We start from the raw sequence: 18,274 nt of genomic DNA on the forward strand, positions 1-18,274 counted from the left end.
CCCGCTTGCTGTTAATAGTTTAGTGAGCCTGCAATATTTTCTGCAAATCCCGCCGCACCCGCTAGTAAGCCGCTGCCGGGATGGGAATGGAGATTCCGGAAATCAGCTCGGCTTCAAAGCGCCGGATTGCGACGAGATAGAGCGTGTTTACCAGTGCTTCTATGAAGATATTGCAGAGAAATAAACTGATTTGCGCGATCAGGAGAAAAGAAATGGAGGATACGAGGATGACGGTGCAGCAATGTTATCAGGCAATGGGCTCAGATTATGAGGATGTGATGAGCAGGCTCAGGACGGATGAGCGGGTGAAAAAATTCCTGCTCAAGGTGTCGAGCGATTCCAGCTATGCGCTGCTATGCAGTTCGCTGGAGCAAAAGGATATCTCCGAGGCTTTTTGGGTGGCGCATACGATAAAAGGCATCACCCAGAATCTCTCGCTGACAAAGCTCTATGCGTCCTCTGCGCAGCTTTGCGACGTGCTGCGGGATCGGCAGGAATATGGCGAGGATATCCAGCCTGCCTTTGAGGCAGTGGAAAAGGACTACGAGTTCACCATCGGCTGTGTTCAGCAGCTGGCGGAGAGCGTATAGCTGAATTGGCCGGAAAAATGATTCACCGTGATAAGCCGCAGAAGAGAAAGCGCGCGCTAAATTGGGGCGATAGGGCATGGTGCGAAAAAATGAAGCGAGCAGGGCGCCTTGCTCTGCCCTATGCCAAATAGAAAAAGACCCGCTTAAATAGCGGGTCTTTTGAGTAGAAGGCCAAACGCACCTTTTAAAAAGATAAATAAGGGGTTTGCATTTTGAAGCCTTGTTTAATACTTGCAAAATAGATTTTTTGTTTTTTGTAAAAGCGCCGCAGGCGCATAACCGCAAAAAAGTGGTAGGCAAGCGGGGAATAAAAAACCGAGCAAGGGACGAGCGAACGTTTTTTATTCGAGAGCGAGGCCGAGCTTTTTTGCGGAAGAGGGGCGGCAACGGGGCGAACGTCAAAGCCCTCGGCATATTGCCGAGGGCTTTGTGTGCAGCGTAGTTTGCTGCGACGTGGCGTACCCGGGAGGATTCGAACCTCTGACCTTTGGAGTCGGAGTCCAACGCTCTATCCAGCTGAGCTACGGATACAACATGGATATCTTAGCACACTTTCCCTGCGTTGGCAAGACGGTGCGCGATGCAAATTTTCAAAATATATGGTAATATTATTAAAGGCAAAAAGAAAAATTTGCGCTCCAAGCGAGGGCTTCCCGGCCGAAAAGACCTTTCAAATCTTATCTTTTTGGAGTAAATTGTCCGGCCGAAAATGAAAACAGCGCAGGAAAGCCAAATCTTCAGCACATATGCTCAGCTGCCGGCAAAAGGAGAAAACTACTTGATCAACGGAAAAACAGAAGGAATCAAACAAAATATATTAGACGAGCTGGAACTGCTCTATGAGGCACAGTGCCCGCGCGGCGAATTTCTGACGCAGGAGCTGGCCGATGCGCTGGCAAAATACTCCTGCATGCTAAACCGGGAGATCTCCATTTTTCTTTCCAGAAGCGGGAATGTGCTGGATATTTCCATCGGAAGCGAGGATAACGTCTCCCTGCCTGTGATGAGAAAACGGCGGGGCACCATGGGCCTTTCGGGCGTGCGCTGTATTCATACGCACCCGGGCGGCAGCTCGCACCTTTCGGATGTGGACGTCGGCACGCTGCTTTCCGCGCGGATGGACTGCATGGCGGCGCTGGCTGTTGCAGACGGCGTGCCCAAGAGCCTGTGCGCAGGCTTTATCGGGGAGAGCTTGGGCGAGGCGGTTTTTGCAGGCCCGTTTTTCATCCGCAGGCTGCCCAACCGTTTCTTGATGGAAGAGATTGAGCGGGCGACCCGCCGGGTGGCGGATCTCGTGCGCACCCAGGCCACGGAGGAAGAGACTGAGCGGGCGATTCTCGTGGGGCTGAACTGCACGCAGGCAGAGATGGACGAGCTGGCGCTTTTGGCGCAGACGGCCGGCGCAGAGAGCGTCGCGCAGTTTGTGCAGGATCGGCCCCGGGAAAAAGGGCTCTATATTGGGCGGGGAAAAGTGAAGGAAATCTCCCTGGCGGTTTCTGCGCTGGAGGCAGACCTGGCTATTTTCAACGACGAGCTTTCTGCCATCGAGGCGCGCAACCTGGAAGAACAGCTGGGCGTCAAAATAGTGGATCGGACGACGCTGATTTTGGATATCTTTGCCCGCCGGGCCAAAACCCGGGAGGGGCGGCTGCAAGTTGAGCTGGCTCAGCTCAAATATAACCTGCCCCGACTCATGGGAGAGGGCCTGGCGCTCTCCCGGCTGGGAGCGGGCATCGGGACCAGAGGCCCGGGCGAGAGCAAGCTGGAGATGGATCGCCGCAGAATCCGCCGGCGCATCTACGAGCTGGAAGGGGAGATCGAAAAGCTGGCGCTTCAGCGCGGCCTGCGCCGGGAACAGCGGGAGAAGAACAATGTCCCCGAAATCGCGCTGGTGGGCTATACCAACGCGGGCAAAAGCAGCTTGCTCAACGCCGTCTCGGATGCGGGCGTCTATGCGGAGGATCAGCTGTTTGCCACGCTGGATCCCGTAACGCGCAAGGTGCAGATGCCGTCCGGCAAGGAAATGCTGTTTACGGATACCGTCGGGTTTATCCATAAGCTGCCGCACGATCTGGTCAGCGCATTCCGCTCGACGCTGGAAGAGGCAAACCGGGCGGATCTGCTGCTGCTCGTAACCGATCTTTCAAGCCCCGAAGCCGAAAAACAGTCGCGGGTTGTGCGGGAGGTCTTGGAGGAGCTTGGGGCAGGCGATAAGCCGGCGTTCCGCGTCTATAACAAGGCCGATTTGGTGCAGGATGTCCCGGAAAACACCCGGAGCGCCTTCTGCATTTCTGCCAAGACAGGGCAGGGTATCCCCGAGCTTTTGGCGGCGATCGAAGCCAGGCTTCAGCCTAAGATGGCTGAGGTGAGCTTGAAGCTTGGCTACCAGGAGGGGGCCAAGCTGGCGCAGCTGCAAAAATACGCGGAGGAGATCCGGGTAGAATATGAGGAGCAGGGCATAAGCGTCTGGGCAAAGCTGCCGGAGATCTGGGCAAAACGCATTCTGGGCCAGTAATTTTGCACAATATATTGATTTTTGCAGGGCGGGGTGCTACTCTTAAACCAAAGCCAAATATATCTAGCATAGGATAATATGGCAAGGAGGTATTGTTTCTTTATGTATGGAGATTATTATTACGACGGTGTCTGGGCTGCGGCGGCTGGCATCGCAATCGTGCTGATTCTGATCGTTTTGGCACTGGTGGTTCTCTTTTATGTCTTTGCGGGAATTGGCCTGTATACCATGGGAAAACGCAGAGGAGTGCAGACGCCCTGGCTTGCCTGGCTGATTCCAAGCTTTGTGGTCGGCGCCATTGCAGACGATTATGATGAGCGCACCAAGGGAAAATCCATGGGGCTGCGCTGGATTCTGCTGGGCCTGACCATCGGCAGCATCGTGCTGAACAATATCGGCATTGGCAGCGTCAGCCTTTATACTTACGGCAGATATGGCAGTGCTTACGGTGCAGGGAGCGGCATTGTGGTTCTGACTGGGATGATCATCAGCATTACGCTGCTGGTGTTCTCCTATATCGCCCTGTATCGGATCTACAAATCTGCCAACCCGAACAGCGCGACGACCATGCTGGTTTTGTCCATCTTCTTCCCGGTCATCATCCCCTTTGTCATCTTTGGCCTGAGAAAGCGGGACGACGGCATGCCTTATGGCCAGCAGGGGCCGATGGGATATGCTCCTTACGGCGCCCAGCCGCCCTATTATGGGCAGGGCCAGTATCAGCCGTATCAGGGCTATCAGAACCCGGCAGGCGGGTTTGCGCCGCAGGGCTATCAGCCGCCCATGCAGCAAAACCCAAATGCGCAGTATCCGGGCGGCGCGCCGTATCAGGGCAATCCTGCTCAGCAGCCTGGAGCACAGCCCGATCAGCCGCAGCAAAACGGGGCAGAGCAGGGAGAAGACCCTTCCCAGCGCTAAGAAAAAAGGCCGGTTTTCCGGCCTCTTTTCGTTTTTGAAACTGTGCAGAATATCAAAAAAGGATCCGCCAAGCGGCGGATCCTTTTTTGATTTGGCCTTAGCTAGAAGCTCTCTTTCTCATCCAGGAAGGCCGGAAGATTCTCAATGGGCATGCGAATCTGCTCCATGGTATCCCGATCCCGGACGGTAACGCAGCCGTCATCCAGCGTCTCAAAATCGATGGTGATGCAGTAGGGCGTGCCAATCTCGTCCTGGCGGCGGTAGCGCTTGCCAATGCTGCCAGAGAGGTCGTAATCGACGTTATGGTGCTTTAAGAGCATCTCGTAGACTTCATCCGCCTTCTCGGAGAGCTTTTTCTGCAAGGGCAGAACTGCGGCCTTATAGGGCGCCAGGGCGGGATGCAGATGCAGGACCGTGCGCGTCTCGCCGTTCTCCAGCTGCTCTTCGTCGTAGGCTTCGCAGAGGAATGCCAGCGCGACGCGGTCTGCGCCCAGCGAGGGCTCGATGCAGTAGGGGACATACTTCTCATTGGTAATGGGATCCTGATAGGTGAAGTTCTCGCCCGAATGCTCCATATGCGCCTTGAGGTCGAAATCCGTGCGGTCTGCGATGCCCCAGAGCTCGCCCCAGCCGAACGGGAAGAGGTATTCGATATCCGTCGTGGCGTTGGAATAGTGCGAAAGCTCCTCGGGGGAGTGATCCCGCAGCTTGATGCTCTCCTCGAGCATGCCCAGGCTGAGCAGGAAGTTCTTGCAGTAGTCCTTCCAGAAATAGAACCACTCCATCTCCTCCTTGGGGTTGCAGAAGAACTCCAGCTCCATCTGCTCGAATTCACGGGTGCGGAAGGTGAAGTTCCCGGGGGTAATCTCGTTGCGGAAGGATTTGCCAACCTGCGCGATGCCCATGGGCATCTTGCGGCGGGTGCTGCGCAGCACGTTTTTGAAGTTGACGAAAATGCCCTGGGCCGTCTCGGGGCGCAGAAAAATTTCCGAGGCAGTATCCTCGTTGACGCCCTGGAAGGTTTTAAACATCAGATTGAATTTGCGGATGGGCGTGAAGTTGTTCTTGCCGCAGGTGGGGCAGGGGATATGCTCGGCGATGAACTCCTCCATCTGCTTGTTATCCATCGCGGCGACGTCCAGATCAAGCTTGTGCTCGAATACGTAGTCCTCGATGAGCTTATCCGCGCGGAAGCGCTCGTGGCACTCCTTGCAGTCCATCAGCGGGTCGTTGAAGCCGCCCACATGCCCGGATGCGACCCAGGTTTCCGGGTTCATCAGGATGGCGCAGTCCAGGCCGACGTTATAGCGGCACTCGGTGACGAATTTGCGCCACCAGGCTTTTTTGACGTTGTTCTTGAACTCGACGCCCAGCGGGCCGTAATCCCATGTATTGGCGAGGCCGCCGTAGATTTCCGAGCCGGGGAAAACAAAGCCTCTGTTTTTCGCCAGCGCGACGACTTTATCCATTGTTTTTTCGCTTCTCTGCATACCAAACCTCCTAAAATTCGTATTGATGTGCGTATAAAATAAAAAAACCTTCAGCCTTATAGGGACGAAAGAATCTCTTCCGTGGTTCCACCCTATTTGGCCAAAAGCCCACTTTCAAAAAAGGTCTCTATGGGCTGCCGATAGCAGCGCGCCAGCGCGGTTTGCACCATCCACCGCGTCTCTTTGTTCTGGCCTTCTCTGCCGTTACGCCCAACCTGCGATATGCTCTTTTCCTTCTATCATATAGAAAGGCAGGAGAAAAGTCAATATTTGCGGGGCGGGAAAAAAGAAAGAAATTTTGAGAAAATTCGGCACAATTTTCTGCTTCCAACGTACTATACAGTAAGCTTTGAAAGCTCAAAATTATTCCGATTAGGAGGAACTTTACTATGGGTTGTGGTTGTAACAATGGTTGTGGCGGTTTTGGTGGCAATAGCTGCTGGATTATCATCCTTCTGCTTCTGTGCTGCGGTGGCTGCGGCGACAATGGCTTCGGCGGCGGCATGGATTGCTGCTGGATTATCATTCTGCTTCTGTGCTGCTGCGGCAATAGAAACAACAATGGCTGCGGTTGCCAGGAGAATAACTGCGGTTGCGGCTGCTAATTGAGAAGGGTTCGCCAAGAAACAAACGATGACATAGACGCTTATGCGCAATAAAAAAGGAGCGGCATCTGCCGCTCTTTTTTTATGATTCCGCAAATTCGTTCAGCTCCAAAAGCTCGCCGTCCGGGCCGCGGAAGAAGGCCAGCCGAACGCCGTGATAGACGTTTGAAATGCTGCGGGCAGCTCCCTCCATCTGGATGCCGTGCGCGCAAAGATGCGCGATGGCCGCATCCAGATCTGCAGTTTTCAGGCAGAGATGCTCAAAATGGCCATCCTGCCGCGGCTGATAGTCTGGTTTTGCGATCAGCTCGATTTCACAGTCGCCGTTTCGAAGAAAACAGAGCACAGTTCCGTTTTCCAGGGGCGCTGTGCAGGTGATAGCAAAGCCTAAAATTTCCACATAGAATTTTTTTGAGCGCTCCAAATCGCGGACGTGCAGGCCGATATGGCTGAGCCCTAAAATAGGTTGAGACATGCCAGTTCTCCTTTCTAATTTATGGTAATTATAGCGAAAAAGCAGCCGCCTGACTAGCCAGGTGGCGCAGAAATTAACAATTTTGTTGCGTCTTGGGCGGAAAGTTGTATTGAAAAGACTGGCCTAGGATGATATAATTGCAGAGTTAGATTTTGAGGTGAATGCGGAGGTCAAGATGGCTCAAAGACAACCAAACCATAATAATATACGGAGAAATACGGCGAAAAAAAGGAAGAGCAAATATCACGGCTGGATTCGCGGGCTTGCCATTCTGCTGGGCGTGATGGTGTGCGTCTGCGGCGGAACGCTGATCTGGGCTTATAACAAATACAAGAGCATTCAGGCCGATCCTTTCAGCACGCTGAAAAAGCCTTCGGTTACAGGCGTAACCGTAGTGGATAAGAACAATCAGGAACACGTCATGGAGGAGAAGATCGTCAACCTGCTCATCATGGGCCTGGATTCGGATAAGGAGCGGGAAAAGAAGCATATGGGCTGGCGGCCGGATGTGCTCATCCTCTGCTCGGTCAACTATGAAAATGGGACGATGACGATGATGTCTATCCCAAGAGACAGCAAAGTCAAGATGAACAAGCTGGATCCCAAAACCGGTGAAATCAAGGGGACGACAGTCAAGAAAATCAACGAGTCGTTTGCCCAGGGCGGCGGCCCCAACGCCTTTGGATACAAGAATACCGTGGACTGCGTCAAGGAGCTCATTTCCTGCGACGGTGCGTTCGATATTCCCATCGATTACTATATGTGCATGGATATGGACGGCATGGGCCCGCTGGCAGACAGCATCGGGGGTGTTCCGGTTGTGCTGGACAGAGACCTCAGCACCATCGGCAAGAAGGGCGAGGAAGTTACCATCACCAGCGCCAATGTGGAGGAATATCTGAAGAACCGCAAGAGCGGCGGCAACGACCAGGGCCGCGGCGCGCGCCAGCAGACGTTCATCATCTCCTTCATCAAAAAGGTGCAGAGCATGGGCGCCGTCAAATCCGCGACCAAGCTCTACGATAAGCTCATCCAGTTTATCAAGACGGATATGACGCTGGAGGAGATTCTGGCTTTTGCGCAGTTTGCAGATACCGGCTTCACGACGGATAAGATCACCCAGTGGCGCGTCCCTTCCACTACCAGCGATGACGGCCACTATTATGAACTGATCCATGAAGATGAGCTCTATGATTTTGTTTTGGAGCACTTCTATAATCCCAAGGAAACGAACTAAACCAAGAATAAGGGGAAAAGAATGAAAAAGAAAACGAGAATTTCGGCGCTTTGCCTGATGCTTGCCCTGGCAGCGATGCTGCTGGTATCCTGCGGCGGCAGCGCCGGGCTGAAACGGCTTGAGCCAAAAGAGGGCGTGGAGAAAGTGAAGCTAGAGGGCAGCTGCACGGCGGAAATCACAGGAGAGACGCTGCGCATCAATTTTTCCAGCAACCTGCAAGAGGGCGCAGTCGTCAAATTCTCCGTGGATAGCTACGAGGGAAAAGAGCTGGCTTCCAAGGAGTACTCCGTCAGCGGAGAGAACATCTACGCGGAGTTTGCCATTGATCCCGAGTGGGAAGGAGTTCTATACGGGACGGTGCAGTGCTCGCCGCAGGTCGGCTCTCAGCCCAGCGAAGTGACGGATCTTTACGGGAACTACTTCCAGAATATCGACGGAGAGCACGTCATCTGGAACGACAAGAGCAATATCTTCCTCGTTCAGAGCGAGAAAATAAATTTGGGTTGACAAGCAAACTTGCCTATGCTATGATAGCAAAAAAAGAAAAGCGCTGAAAAAGAAGGTCGCTTTGGGAGCAGATAGAGAGCCGCTGGCTGGTGGAAAGCGGTTGCGAAAAAGCAGGCCCATCCCTTTGGAGCTGAGCCCTGAAAGAAAAGTAGGGGTCTCCGGGTTGCCTCGTTATTGGCATAGGCTTGATAGAGCCAAAAAGAGTGGGCGCCGCGAGGCGTCAAACTGGGTGGTACCGCGAAAATTTTCGTCCCTTGCAATGCAAGGGGCGTTTTTTATTTTGCAGCAGCGCGCGGAGCGCAGAACATGGAAGGAGAAATGGGCATGAAAGAAAATATTGCACTGATTGCACAGCGAATTCGGGATTTGCGGGATATTCTGGAGATTTCTGCGGCAGAGATGGCAGAGGCTGTGGGCATGAGCGAGGAAGAATACCTCTCCTATGAGACGGGAGAAAAGGATTTCTCCTTCAGCTTTCTCTATACCGTCGCGGATAAGTGCGGCGTGGATATTTCGGATCTGCTGATGGGAGAGGGCGCCAAGCTCTCGATGTATTCCTGCGTGCGCGCAGGGGAGGGCCTGGAGATGAAGCGCCGCACGGAATATAAATACCAGCATCTCTCCTATCTGTTCAAAAACAAAGTGATGGAGCCCTTCCTGGTAACGGTGGATCCGAGCGACGTCAACGCGGCGACGCATAAGAAGAGCCATATCGGCCAGGAATTCAACTATATTCTGGAGGGCAGCATGACGCTGTATATCGGCGAAGAGAGCGAGACGCTTTTCCCGGGCGACGCAATCTATTTCAACTCCAAGTATCCCCACGCGATGCAGGCCGAGGGCGGCAAACCCTGCCGGTTTCTGGCAATCATTGCAAAGTAAGGAAGGCGAGGAAAATGGCTAGAATTTTTGAAAAATACACAAGAGGGCATTACGACAGCTATCAGGATTTCAAGGAAAATTTCCGCATTGATGCGCCGGAGAGCTTCAACTTCGCCTACGATGTGATGGATGTGCTGGCAGACGAGCAGCCGGATAAGCGCGCCATGCTCTGGACCAACGTCGCCGGGGCAGAGCAGACTTTCACGTTTGAGGATTTGCGCGTGCTTTCCAACAAGTGCGCGAATTTCCTGGCCGGCCTTGGCATTCAAAAGGGCGATATGGTCATGCTGATTTTGCAGCGCAGATATGAATTCTGGGTGAGCATGCTGGCGCTGCACAAAATCGGCGCAGTGGCCATCCCGGCAACGCACCTGCTGACCAAGAAAGATATCGTATACCGCAACAATAAGGCGGGGATCAAGGCCATCATCTGCGCGGATACGGCAAACGCCGAGCACTTTATCGACGAAGCCCAGGCCGAGAGCCCGACTCTGGAGCACAAGATCATGGTGGGCGAGCTGCGGCTGCCCGGATGGGTCAGCTTTGACGAGCAGATGCAGAAGGCTTCGCCGAAGTGGACACGGCCGGCGGGCGAGGCGGATACCAGGCTTTCGGATCCCATGCTGCTCTTCTTCACCTCGGGCACGACCGGCATGCCAAAGATGGTCATGCACAACTATTCCTATGCGCTGGCGCATATCCCGACGGCCGTATTCTGGCACAACGTTCAGCCGGACGGCATTCACCTGACCGTCTCGGATACAGGCTGGGGCAAATGCCTCTGGGGCAAGTTCTATGGCCAGTGGTTTGCGGAGACGACGGTTTTCGTCTACGATTACGACAAGTTCGTCCCGCCGGAAATGCTGGAGGTCATCAGCAAATACAAGATCACCACGTTCTGCGCGCCGCCGACCATCTACCGCTATTTCATCAAGGAGGATCTCAGAAAATACGATCTCTCCAGCCTGGTTTACGCGACGACAGCCGGAGAGGCGCTGAACCCGGAGGTATTCGACCAGTTCAAGGCGGCGACGGGCATCGACATCAAAGAGGCGTTCGGCCAGACCGAGACGACCATGCTGCTCGGAAACTTCACCTGCATGAACGGCCGGAAGGGCTCGCTTGGGCGCCCCAGCCCGCTCTATGATGCGGATATCGTGGATGATGCGGGCAATTCGGTGCGCGCGGGCGAAGTGGGCGAGATCGTCATCCGCACGGATAAGGGCGTGCCCTATGGCATGTTCATGGGATACTACAAAGACCCGGAGCTGACGCAGCAGGCATGGCATGACGGCATCTACCGCACGGGCGATTTGGCCTGGAGAGATGAGGAAGGGTACTACTGGTATGTCGGCCGGGCAGACGACGTCATCAAGAGCTCGGGCTACCGCATCGGGCCCTTCGAGGTGGAGAGCGCGCTGATGGAGCATCCGGCGGTTTTGGAGACGGCCATCACCGGCGTGCCGCATCCCGAGCGCGGGCAGGTGATCAAGGCGACGGTCGTCCTGGCGGCGGGGTATGAGCCCAGCGAGGCGCTCAAAAAGGAGTTGCAGGAGCACGTCAAGCGGACGACGGCGCCGTATAAATACCCGAGGATCGTCGAGTTCGTCACCGAGCTTCCAAAGACCATCAGCGGGAAGATCAAGCGGTTTGAGATCCGCGGGGATAAGAGATAATAAAAAGCCCTTCGCAGAAATGCGAGGGGCTTTTTGCCGCGCGGGAAAAGCTGTTTGCGGGGAGTTTACAGGATTTTTTAGAAAAAAGATGGAGATGCTGGCGGGAATCTGATATGATAGGGCTTGCCGGATGCTGGAATAAGGAGAGGGGATGATATCGTTGATGATTCGGACAGACAGATTGCTCATTCGGGAGTATGACAAAAAAGATGCGGCAGGGCTGTATGAGATTCTCAAAAACCCGCCGGTGCACTGCTTTATGGATGAAAAACTGAACTCTTTGGAAGAGGCAGAGAGAGTCATTTTGGAAAAAGGGCGCCAAGGCGAACGCTTTGCCGTCTGCCTGGCGGAAACGGATGATCTGATCGGTGAGCTATTTGCAGATAAAGAAGGGGAGGATACCTACAGCATCGGCTGGAACTTCAACCTGAAGTTTGGCAAAAAAGGGTATGCGGCAGAAGCCGCCCGGGCGATGATGGATGCGCTGTTTCGTGCAGATGCCAGAAGGATTTACGCTTATGCAGAGGAGGATAACATCGCCTCCCGCAGGCTTTGCGAGAAACTGGGCATGCGGCAGGAAGGGCTTTTCCTCGAGTTTATCTCCTTTGTCAAAGGGGAAGACGGCGCGCCGGTTTACGAAAACACATGCCAATATGCCATTTTGAAGAGAGAATGGGAGCAGGCAAACAAAAAATAGGAGGAGTTTTATGAAAAGCTATCGCAAGGTTTTGGAGATGAATTTGCCCACCAGAAGAGGATACCGCAATATCACGCCGCAGGTGGAGCAGGCGCTCCAAGAGAGCGGAATCTCGGAGGGGCTCGTGCTGGTCAACGCCATGAACATCACGGCCAGCGTCTTCATCAATGACGATGAGAGCGGGCTGCACCAGGATTTGGAGACCTGGCTGGAAAAACTGGCGCCGGAAAAGCCCTACAGCATGTATCACCACAACGGCTATGAGGACAACGCGGATGCGCACTTAAAGCGCAGCGTCATGGGCCGGGAAGTCGTCGTTGCGGTGACGAACGGGCGGCTGGATTTTGGGACATGGGAGCAGATCTTTTACGGCGAGTTCGACGGCAGGCGCACCAAGCGCATCATGATCAAGATCATCGGGGAATAGAGCGCCCCGGCCTTCTGAAAAAGGAAAAAGTTGTTAAGATTTTTATAATAATAGCGCAAAGGAAGGGGTTTCGCTTTCCTTTTGCGGGCCTTTTCGATATAATAGAGGGCGTAACGACGATTCAGGAGGCTACAAATGAAGATCAGAAAAGTTGTCATCCCAGCGGCCGGGCTTGGGACGCGGTTCCTTCCTGCGACAAAAGCGCAGCCCAAGGAAATGCTGCCCATCGTGGATAAGCCGACCATTCAATATATTATGGAAGAGGCGGTTGCCTCGGGCATCGAGAGCGTCATCATCATCACGGGCCGCAGCAAACGCGCCATCGAAGATCATTTCGACAGCTCCGTCGAGCTGGAGCTGGAGCTGGAGCGCGGCGGAAAAGAACAGCTTTTGGAACAAGTGCGCCATATTTCCGATATGGTCAATGTGCACTATATCCGCCAAAAACACCCCAGAGGCCTGGGGCATGCCATTTTGTGCGCCAAGGAATTTGTGGGCAACGAGCCCTTTGGCATCATGCTGGGGGACGTCATCATGGATTCCAAGACGCCTGCCCTGCGCCAGCTGATGGACGCATATGAGCGGGAGAACGCCAGCGTCATCGGCGTACAGCCGGTGGCAAAAGAGGATATTTCCAAATACGGCATCATTCAGCCGGGCGCGGGGGCAGATGGGCTGCACGAACTGCTGGGCATGGTGGAAAAACCCAGCCAGCAGGAGGCGCCTTCCAACCTGGCGATTTTGGGCCGGTACGTTCTGACGCCGGAGATTTTTGAGATTTTGGAGCACACCGGCCAGGGAAAAGGCGGCGAGATTCAGCTGACGGATGCGCTTTTCACGCTTTTGGGCAGAGAGAAGATGTATGCGCTGGAGCTGGAAGGAAAGCTCTATGACGTTGGCGATCGGTTTGGGTTCCTGCAGGCGACCTGCGAATTCGCTCTGGGCAGAGAAGATCTGAGGGAGCAGTTTGGCGCATACATTAGGGAATTGGCGCAGAGAATATAGAAGAAGAGAAAAACAGCGCGGCATGAGCCACGCTGTTTTTTTATTGCAATTCCATTCTTTGGAGGAATTCGCTCGTCCCGGCCTCGATCATGCGCTGGCCGGAAAAGGCAAAGCCCTGAGCCTGATAAAACTGGATGGCGGCCTTGTTCTTTTCCAGCACCCAGAGGAACCGGGCGCCGCGCTCGTGCACCGCAAAGCCGAGAAGCTGTGCACCGATGCCCTGGTGCTGGAAAAAGCAGTCCACATACAGCTCCTTAATCTGGCGGCCCTGGATATGCACCATGCCTTTGACAAATTCGTCGTCGTAGACCCAGATGTTTTCCAGCTTTTCCGGGCTGGCGAGATATTCGCTCGCCAGGGGAAGTACCTGCATCTGGCCAAAGGAGACGGCATCGTTCTGAAAAATGGGGCGATAGGCCACTCGTTTGGCAAAAATCAGGATCTCTGCCAGACGGGAAGCATCCTGCGGGGCTGCTTTTCTGATATGCTCCATAAAACCTCCGGTATTTGGATGAGATGCCGTTATTATAGCATCCGAAGGGGCGGTGCGGCAAGGCCGGGAAAGCAGAATGGAGCTGTTTGACGGCGGCGGGCTGTTCATAAATAATTCATAAAAAAATGGGCAAAAATAATTGACAGGATGGAGCAAAGAGATTATATTATAACTATAAAAGTCAAAGAAAGTCAAAGACAAAATAGGAGGCGAAAGGAATGGCAGTTCTAAGCGACAGCATTGAGCAGTTCATCAAATCGCTGATGGATGAATATGACGAGATGATCGAGATTCAGAGAAACGAGCTGGCAGACTATTTTTCCTGCGCGCCTTCCCAGATCAACTATGTTTTGGCGACGCGCTTTTCCCCTGAAAAGGGCTATCTCATCGAGAGCCGGCGGGGCGGCGGCGGGTATATCAAGCTGGTCAAGATTAACCCGGATAAGAGCGAACACATTCTCTCTTTGATTTCGGAAAAGCTCAAGAGCGGGAGCATCTCCAAAAAAGATGCCCAGGAGCTGATTTCCGGCCTCGGAGAGATGGGGCTGATCGAGGAAAAACAGGAAAAGCTGATGGCGGCGGCGATTTCGGATAAGGCCATCCATATACCGAGCAATATTAAGGATAATCTGCGGGCGAGCATTTTGAAGGAAATGCTGCTCAGCATTTTAGGGGAGGAGTAAGACGATGCTTTGCAATGAATGCGGAAAAAACCAGGCGACTGTGCACTCGGTGCAATATATCAATGGGGCGAAGAGCGAGGTGCATCTTTGCGCGGAATGCGCGAAACACCACCCGGAGCTGAACATGAATTTGTTTTCAACGGGAGATTTTTTCAAGAGCTTTTTTGATGATTTCATGCAGCTGCCCGTGCATTCCGGGCAAGGGGCCGTCTGCCAAAGCTGCGGCACCAGCTTCCGGGATTTCCAGCAGAGCGGGCTGTTTGGATGCCCGGATTGCTATGATACCTTCCGGGATGCCGTCATCCCCGTTCTAAAAGGGGCGCACGGCAGTGTTCAGCACATTGGGGAAAAGCCGGCGGCCAGCAAAGAAGAGGCGGAAAAGCGGCGGCATTACTACGAATTAAAGGAACAGCTTTCCAAAGCCATTGCGGAGGAGAATTTTGAAAAGGCCGCGGAGCTTCGGGATGAGATGAAAGCGATGAAAATCCAGGGGGAGGAGAAATAGCGGTATGGCGATGTGGCTGAAAGACGAGGGGCCGGAAAACGATATTGTCGCCTCCACGAGAGTGCGGCTGGCGCGAAACTTGGCAGGGGTCCCCTTCCCGCACAGAATTGCGGGAACAGAGCGGGCGGCGGAGATTCAGGCGCCCGTCAAAGAGATGTTTCTGCGGCCGGGGATGGATTTTTCCCTGACCGAGATGAAGGCGCTTTCTCCGCTGGAGCGGACGCGCATGGTGGAACAGCACTTGATCAGCCGGGATCTGGCAAAGAGCCCGGATGGGGCAGTGCTGCTCTCGCCGGATCAGACGGTGGGCATCATGATGATGGAGGAGGATCACTACCGCCTGCAGTGCATCAAGAGCGGGTTCCAGGTGGATGCGGCGCTCAAGGGCTGCCAGGAGCTGGAGCGCATGCTAGGAGAAAAAGCGCAGTATGCCTTCGATGAAGAGCTGGGCTATCTCACCGCCTGCCCGACCAACCTCGGAACTGGCCTGCGCATAGGCGTGATGATGCACTTAAAAGGGCTCGCGGTTACGGGCGCGCTCCCGGGCATCCTCTCCTCGCTGGGGCAGTTTGGCGCAACGGCCAGAGGCATATATGGCGAGGGGACGGAATCCAAAGCGGATATGTACCAGATTTCCAACCAGACGACGCTGGGCATCGCGGAAGAGGATATTGCGAAAAACCTGGTGGCGGTCGTCCGGGAGATCTTGAAAAAAGAGCGGGAGGCACGGGAGCGGCTGGCCCGGGAGAACGGGCTGTGGCTAAGGGACAGCGTGATGCGCTCCTATGGGCTGCTCAAATATGCGGCCAAGATGAACACGCAGGAAGCCATGAGCTGCCTCTCCTTCCTGCTGCTGGGCGTGAGCATGGGGATGATTTCCTGCTGTTCGCCGGCCGTGCTGGGCAATTTGATGATGGATATCATGCCGGGAATGCTGGGCACTGAGCAGGGAACGACCGCCGAGGAGCGGGATGTGCGCCGGGCCCAGATGATACAGAATACCATTTCATAATGAGGTGATAGTATGGATTACTTTGCGAGATTTACACAGGGCGCCAAGACGGCGCTGGCCTATGCGGCGGAATTCGCCAAAGAGCTGGGCCATAACTATGTTGGGACAGAGCACTTAATCCTGGGCATTTTAGAGGAAAACGGCCCTTCTGCCGCGCTTCTAAAAGAGCAGGGCATCACGGGTCAGGCGCTCAAAGAGATGATCGTGCAGGCCGTGGGCAAGGGAGACTATGTTTTAAACGACAACTTCGGCTATACACCCCGGGTCAAGAAAATTCTGGAGGTTTCCAAGACGGTCGCCCGGCAGCTTGGCCTAAGCTATATCGGAACCGAGCACATGCTCTATGCGCTTCTGCGGGAGCGGGAGTGCATTGCAAACCGCCTGCTCTCTGAGCTGGGCGTGGATTACCAGAAAATTCAGCAGGGCATCATCGCCCTGGCAGAGCAGGGCGGCAGCGGGGCTGCTGCGGCAGGCGGCGCGCCCGGCGGAGAGGCGGCGGGAGACACCCCGAGCCTGGATAAATTCGGGCGGGATTTGACGGCCGCGGCAAAAAGCGGAGAGCTGGACCCCGTCATCGGCAGAAAGCAGGAGATCGAGCGGATCATCCAGATTCTCATCCGGCGCACCAAGAATAACCCTGTGCTCATCGGCGAGCCGGGCGTGGGCAAATCGGCCATCGCAGAAGGGCTGGCACAGCGCATTGCAGAGGGCAATATTCCCGAGCTTCTGCGGGAAAAACGCGTGGTTTCGCTGGATTTGGCGGGCATGGTAGCTGGGGCGAAATACCGCGGCGAGTTTGAGGAGCGGTTCAAAAACGCGCTCAAAGAGCTGATGAGCGACGGGAATGTCATCCTGTTCATCGACGAGCTGCATACCATCGTGGGCGCAGGCGCGGCAGAAGGCTCCATCGATGCGGCCAACATGTTAAAGCCCATGCTGGCCCGAGGCGAGCTTCAGCTGATCGGCGCGACGACGCTGGAGGAATACCGCAAATACATCGAAAAAGACGCCGCGCTGGAGCGCCGCTTCCAGCCGGTCAACGTGGGCGAGCCTTCCCGGGAAGAGACGCTGGAGATCTTAAAGGGGCTGCGGGATAAATATGAGGCGCACCACAAGGTCAAGATCACGGACGGCGCACTTCAGGCGGCAGTCGATCTCTCCAGCCGCTATATCATGGATCGGTTCCTGCCGGATAAGGCAATCGACCTGATGGATGAGGCGGCATCCAAAGTCCGCATTGCGATGTTCGTCGCGCCGCCGGACTTGAGAGAGAAGGAAAAACAGCTAGAGGAGCTGAAGGGCGAAAAAGAGCAGGCCATCGATCATCAGGAGTTTGAGAAGGCGGCAGAGCTGCGGGATCGGGAAAAGGCGCTGGCCGCAGAGATTGAGAACACGAAAAACTCCTGGGAGAAGGAGCGCGGCGTCTCTAAAGCGGAAGTAACCGAAGAAGATATTGCCGGCATCGTCGCAGACTGGACGCATGTGCCCGTAACCAAGCTGACCGAGGATGAATCGCAGAAACTGCTGCATCTGGAGGAGATTCTGCACGAGCGGGTCATCGGCCAGGACGAGGCCGTCCGGGCAGTTTCCAGGGCGATTCGCCGGGCGCGCGCCGGGCTGAAAGACCCGCACCGGCCGGTGGGCTCCTTCATCTTCCTGGGGCCGACGGGCGTGGGCAAGACAGAGCTTTCCAAGGCGCTGGCGGCGGCGATGTTTGGCGATGAGAATGCGATTATCCGCATGGATATGTCCGAATACATGGAGCGGCACACCGTCTCCAAGCTCATCGGCTCGCCTCCGGGATACGTCGGCTTCGACGACGGCGGCCAGCTGACCGAGAAAGTCCGCAGAAAGCCGTACAGCGTTGTGCTGTTCGACGAGATCGAAAAGGCGCACCCGGATGTCTTCAATATCCTGCTCCAGATTCTGGAGGATGGGCGGCTGACGGATTCCAGAGGCAGAACGGTGGACTTCAAGAATACCGTCATCATCATGACGAGCAACATCGGCGCCAGCAGGATTGGAGCCAAGAGCAAAATCGGCTTTGGCCAGGCGGAGGAGGATCCTTCGGGCTATGAGCACATGAAGGAACACATGATGGAAGAGCTCAAGCGCTCTTTCCGGCCGGAGTTTTTGAACCGCATCGACGATATCATCGTGTTCCACAATCTGGATGAGGAGGATACGCTGAAGATCGCGGCGCTCATGCTGAAATCCATTGCCCAGCGGCTGACCGAGCGCAATATCCATCTCTCCTATACGGATGAAGTGGTGGCAAAACTGGCCAAGATGGGCTTTGACGCGGAATACGGCGCCCGGCCGCTGCGCAGGCTCATGCAGCAGACGGTGGAAGATAAGCTCTCGGAGGAAATTTTGGAGGGCAGCGTCCGCCTGGGCGACGAGGTCCGCATGGAGCTTTCGGATGATGAGTTTGTTTTCAAAGCGGAAAACAGGCCGGAGCAGGAAGTTTTGAAGTAAAAATGTGCGAAGGCGCAGGGCTCAGCTCTGTGCCTTTTTGATTGCGAAAAAAGCAGGATATAGGACGGCCTGAGGGGCA

The 18,274-nt window shown here is 54.8% G+C and carries 18 protein-coding genes, 1 tRNA gene and 1 other annotated feature; of the genes, 15 read left to right on the forward strand and 4 right to left on the reverse strand.

Features of this window, described 5'->3' with window-relative positions; all coding sequences use genetic code 11:
* Window positions 1-212 precede the first annotated feature (212 nt).
* Entirely contained in the window at window positions 213-590 is a 378-nt protein-coding gene (locus tag AALG83_00245) for an Hpt domain-containing protein (GenBank protein MEY8381598.1), read from the forward strand.
* Window positions 591-1,044: 454 nt separating this feature from the next.
* Here the strand turns inward: AALG83_00245 and AALG83_00250 are convergent.
* A tRNA-Arg gene (locus tag AALG83_00250) sits at window positions 1,045-1,121 on the reverse strand.
* 178 nt (window positions 1,122-1,299) lie between these two features.
* Here AALG83_00250 and hflX point away from each other — a divergent pair.
* Window positions 1,300-3,105, forward strand: a complete 1,806-nt coding sequence (gene hflX, locus AALG83_00255) for a GTPase HflX (protein MEY8381599.1) — start codon at window positions 1,300-1,302, stop codon at window positions 3,103-3,105.
* 102 nt (window positions 3,106-3,207) lie between these two features.
* Complete coding sequence (locus AALG83_00260) at window positions 3,208-4,023, forward strand: hypothetical protein (protein MEY8381600.1); 816 nt, start codon at window positions 3,208-3,210, stop codon at window positions 4,021-4,023.
* A gap of 101 nt (window positions 4,024-4,124) precedes the next feature.
* Here AALG83_00260 and AALG83_00265 read toward each other — a convergent pair whose 3' ends face one another.
* Window positions 4,125-5,513 (reverse strand): glycine--tRNA ligase, encoded by a 1,389-nt coding sequence (locus AALG83_00265; protein ID MEY8381601.1) that lies wholly within the window; start codon window positions 5,511-5,513, stop codon window positions 4,125-4,127.
* 389 nt (window positions 5,514-5,902) lie between these two features.
* Between AALG83_00265 and AALG83_00270 the strand changes: the two genes are divergently transcribed.
* Complete coding sequence (locus AALG83_00270; GenBank protein ID MEY8381602.1) at window positions 5,903-6,118, forward strand: chorion class high-cysteine HCB protein 13; 216 nt, start codon at window positions 5,903-5,905, stop codon at window positions 6,116-6,118.
* Between the two features lie 82 nt (window positions 6,119-6,200).
* Here the strand turns inward: AALG83_00270 and AALG83_00275 are convergent, their stop codons facing one another.
* Window positions 6,201-6,593, reverse strand: a complete 393-nt coding sequence (locus tag AALG83_00275) for a VOC family protein (GenBank protein MEY8381603.1) — start codon at window positions 6,591-6,593, stop codon at window positions 6,201-6,203.
* A 175-nt stretch (window positions 6,594-6,768) separates the two neighbouring features.
* Here AALG83_00275 and AALG83_00280 point away from each other — a divergent pair, with 175 nt between their 5' ends.
* From AALG83_00280 to galU, 7 genes are all read left to right on the forward strand, one after another.
* Window positions 6,769-7,830 carry an LCP family protein gene (locus tag AALG83_00280; protein MEY8381604.1) on the forward strand — a complete coding sequence of 354 codons (1,062 nt, stop codon included), beginning with the start codon at window positions 6,769-6,771 and terminating at the stop codon, window positions 7,828-7,830.
* A 21-nt stretch (window positions 7,831-7,851) separates the two neighbouring features.
* The gene (locus AALG83_00285; protein MEY8381605.1) at window positions 7,852-8,337 is read left to right on the forward strand and encodes a hypothetical protein; all 486 of its coding nucleotides are present in this window, start codon (window positions 7,852-7,854) and stop codon (window positions 8,335-8,337) included.
* A gap of 34 nt (window positions 8,338-8,371) precedes the next feature.
* Window positions 8,372-8,595, forward strand: a binding site (T-box leader).
* A gap of 66 nt (window positions 8,596-8,661) precedes the next feature.
* Window positions 8,662-9,219 (forward strand): XRE family transcriptional regulator, encoded by a 558-nt coding sequence (locus AALG83_00290; GenBank protein MEY8381606.1) that lies wholly within the window; start codon window positions 8,662-8,664, stop codon window positions 9,217-9,219.
* A 23-nt stretch (window positions 9,220-9,242) separates the two neighbouring features.
* Window positions 9,243-10,895, forward strand: coding sequence for an AMP-binding protein (locus tag AALG83_00295; protein ID MEY8381607.1), 1,653 nt, complete (start codon window positions 9,243-9,245; stop codon window positions 10,893-10,895).
* Window positions 10,896-11,046: 151 nt separating this feature from the next.
* Window positions 11,047-11,592, forward strand: a complete 546-nt coding sequence (locus tag AALG83_00300; GenBank protein MEY8381608.1) for a GNAT family protein — start codon at window positions 11,047-11,049, stop codon at window positions 11,590-11,592.
* 10 nt (window positions 11,593-11,602) lie between these two features.
* Complete coding sequence (locus tag AALG83_00305) at window positions 11,603-12,019, forward strand: secondary thiamine-phosphate synthase enzyme YjbQ (protein MEY8381609.1); 417 nt, start codon at window positions 11,603-11,605, stop codon at window positions 12,017-12,019.
* A gap of 135 nt (window positions 12,020-12,154) precedes the next feature.
* Window positions 12,155-13,024 (forward strand): UTP--glucose-1-phosphate uridylyltransferase GalU, encoded by an 870-nt coding sequence (gene galU, locus AALG83_00310; GenBank protein MEY8381610.1) that lies wholly within the window; start codon window positions 12,155-12,157, stop codon window positions 13,022-13,024.
* 40 nt (window positions 13,025-13,064) lie between these two features.
* Here galU and AALG83_00315 read toward each other — a convergent pair whose 3' ends face one another.
* Window positions 13,065-13,517, reverse strand: a complete 453-nt coding sequence (locus AALG83_00315) for a GNAT family N-acetyltransferase (GenBank protein MEY8381611.1) — start codon at window positions 13,515-13,517, stop codon at window positions 13,065-13,067.
* A gap of 218 nt (window positions 13,518-13,735) precedes the next feature.
* Here AALG83_00315 and AALG83_00320 point away from each other — a divergent pair, with 218 nt between their 5' ends.
* From AALG83_00320 to AALG83_00335, 4 genes are read left to right on the forward strand one after another with little or no spacing between them, the layout of a single operon-like run.
* On the forward strand, window positions 13,736-14,200 hold the full coding sequence (locus tag AALG83_00320; protein MEY8381612.1) for a CtsR family transcriptional regulator: 465 nt from the start codon (window positions 13,736-13,738) through the stop codon (window positions 14,198-14,200).
* Window positions 14,201-14,204: 4 nt separating this feature from the next.
* The gene (locus AALG83_00325; GenBank protein ID MEY8381613.1) at window positions 14,205-14,705 is read left to right on the forward strand and encodes a UvrB/UvrC motif-containing protein; all 501 of its coding nucleotides are present in this window, start codon (window positions 14,205-14,207) and stop codon (window positions 14,703-14,705) included.
* 4 nt (window positions 14,706-14,709) lie between these two features.
* Window positions 14,710-15,717: a protein arginine kinase gene (locus AALG83_00330; GenBank protein MEY8381614.1), complete on the forward strand. Its 1,008-nt coding sequence runs from the start codon at window positions 14,710-14,712 to the stop codon at window positions 15,715-15,717.
* Window positions 15,718-15,729: 12 nt separating this feature from the next.
* Window positions 15,730-18,195 carry an ATP-dependent Clp protease ATP-binding subunit gene (locus tag AALG83_00335; protein ID MEY8381615.1) on the forward strand — a complete coding sequence of 822 codons (2,466 nt, stop codon included), beginning with the start codon at window positions 15,730-15,732 and terminating at the stop codon, window positions 18,193-18,195.
* Window positions 18,196-18,274: the final 79 nt, after the last annotated feature.

The sequence above is a fragment of the Christensenellaceae bacterium 44-20 genome (assembly GCA_041223705.1).
Classification (GTDB): Bacteria; Bacillota; Clostridia; order Christensenellales; family Christensenellaceae; genus QANA01.

Coding starts and splice junctions, on each gene's coding strand:
- AALG83_00245 (MEY8381598.1), top strand. CDS start 213: ATGGAGGATACGAGGATGACGGTGCAGCAATGTTATCAGGCAATGGGC.
- hflX (MEY8381599.1), top strand. CDS start 1,300: ATGAAAACAGCGCAGGAAAGCCAAATCTTCAGCACATATGCTCAGCTG.
- AALG83_00260 (MEY8381600.1), top strand. CDS start 3,208: ATGTATGGAGATTATTATTACGACGGTGTCTGGGCTGCGGCGGCTGGC.
- AALG83_00265 (MEY8381601.1), bottom strand. CDS start 5,513: ATGCAGAGAAGCGAAAAAACAATGGATAAAGTCGTCGCGCTGGCGAAA.
- AALG83_00270 (MEY8381602.1), top strand. CDS start 5,903: ATGGGTTGTGGTTGTAACAATGGTTGTGGCGGTTTTGGTGGCAATAGC.
- AALG83_00275 (MEY8381603.1), bottom strand. CDS start 6,593: ATGTCTCAACCTATTTTAGGGCTCAGCCATATCGGCCTGCACGTCCGC.
- AALG83_00280 (MEY8381604.1), top strand. CDS start 6,769: ATGGCTCAAAGACAACCAAACCATAATAATATACGGAGAAATACGGCG.
- AALG83_00285 (MEY8381605.1), top strand. CDS start 7,852: ATGAAAAAGAAAACGAGAATTTCGGCGCTTTGCCTGATGCTTGCCCTG.
- AALG83_00290 (MEY8381606.1), top strand. CDS start 8,662: ATGAAAGAAAATATTGCACTGATTGCACAGCGAATTCGGGATTTGCGG.
- AALG83_00300 (MEY8381608.1), top strand. CDS start 11,047: ATGATATCGTTGATGATTCGGACAGACAGATTGCTCATTCGGGAGTAT.
- AALG83_00305 (MEY8381609.1), top strand. CDS start 11,603: ATGAAAAGCTATCGCAAGGTTTTGGAGATGAATTTGCCCACCAGAAGA.
- galU (MEY8381610.1), top strand. CDS start 12,155: ATGAAGATCAGAAAAGTTGTCATCCCAGCGGCCGGGCTTGGGACGCGG.
- AALG83_00315 (MEY8381611.1), bottom strand. CDS start 13,517: ATGGAGCATATCAGAAAAGCAGCCCCGCAGGATGCTTCCCGTCTGGCA.
- AALG83_00320 (MEY8381612.1), top strand. CDS start 13,736: ATGGCAGTTCTAAGCGACAGCATTGAGCAGTTCATCAAATCGCTGATG.
- AALG83_00325 (MEY8381613.1), top strand. CDS start 14,205: ATGCTTTGCAATGAATGCGGAAAAAACCAGGCGACTGTGCACTCGGTG.
- AALG83_00330 (MEY8381614.1), top strand. CDS start 14,710: ATGGCGATGTGGCTGAAAGACGAGGGGCCGGAAAACGATATTGTCGCC.
- AALG83_00335 (MEY8381615.1), top strand. CDS start 15,730: ATGGATTACTTTGCGAGATTTACACAGGGCGCCAAGACGGCGCTGGCC.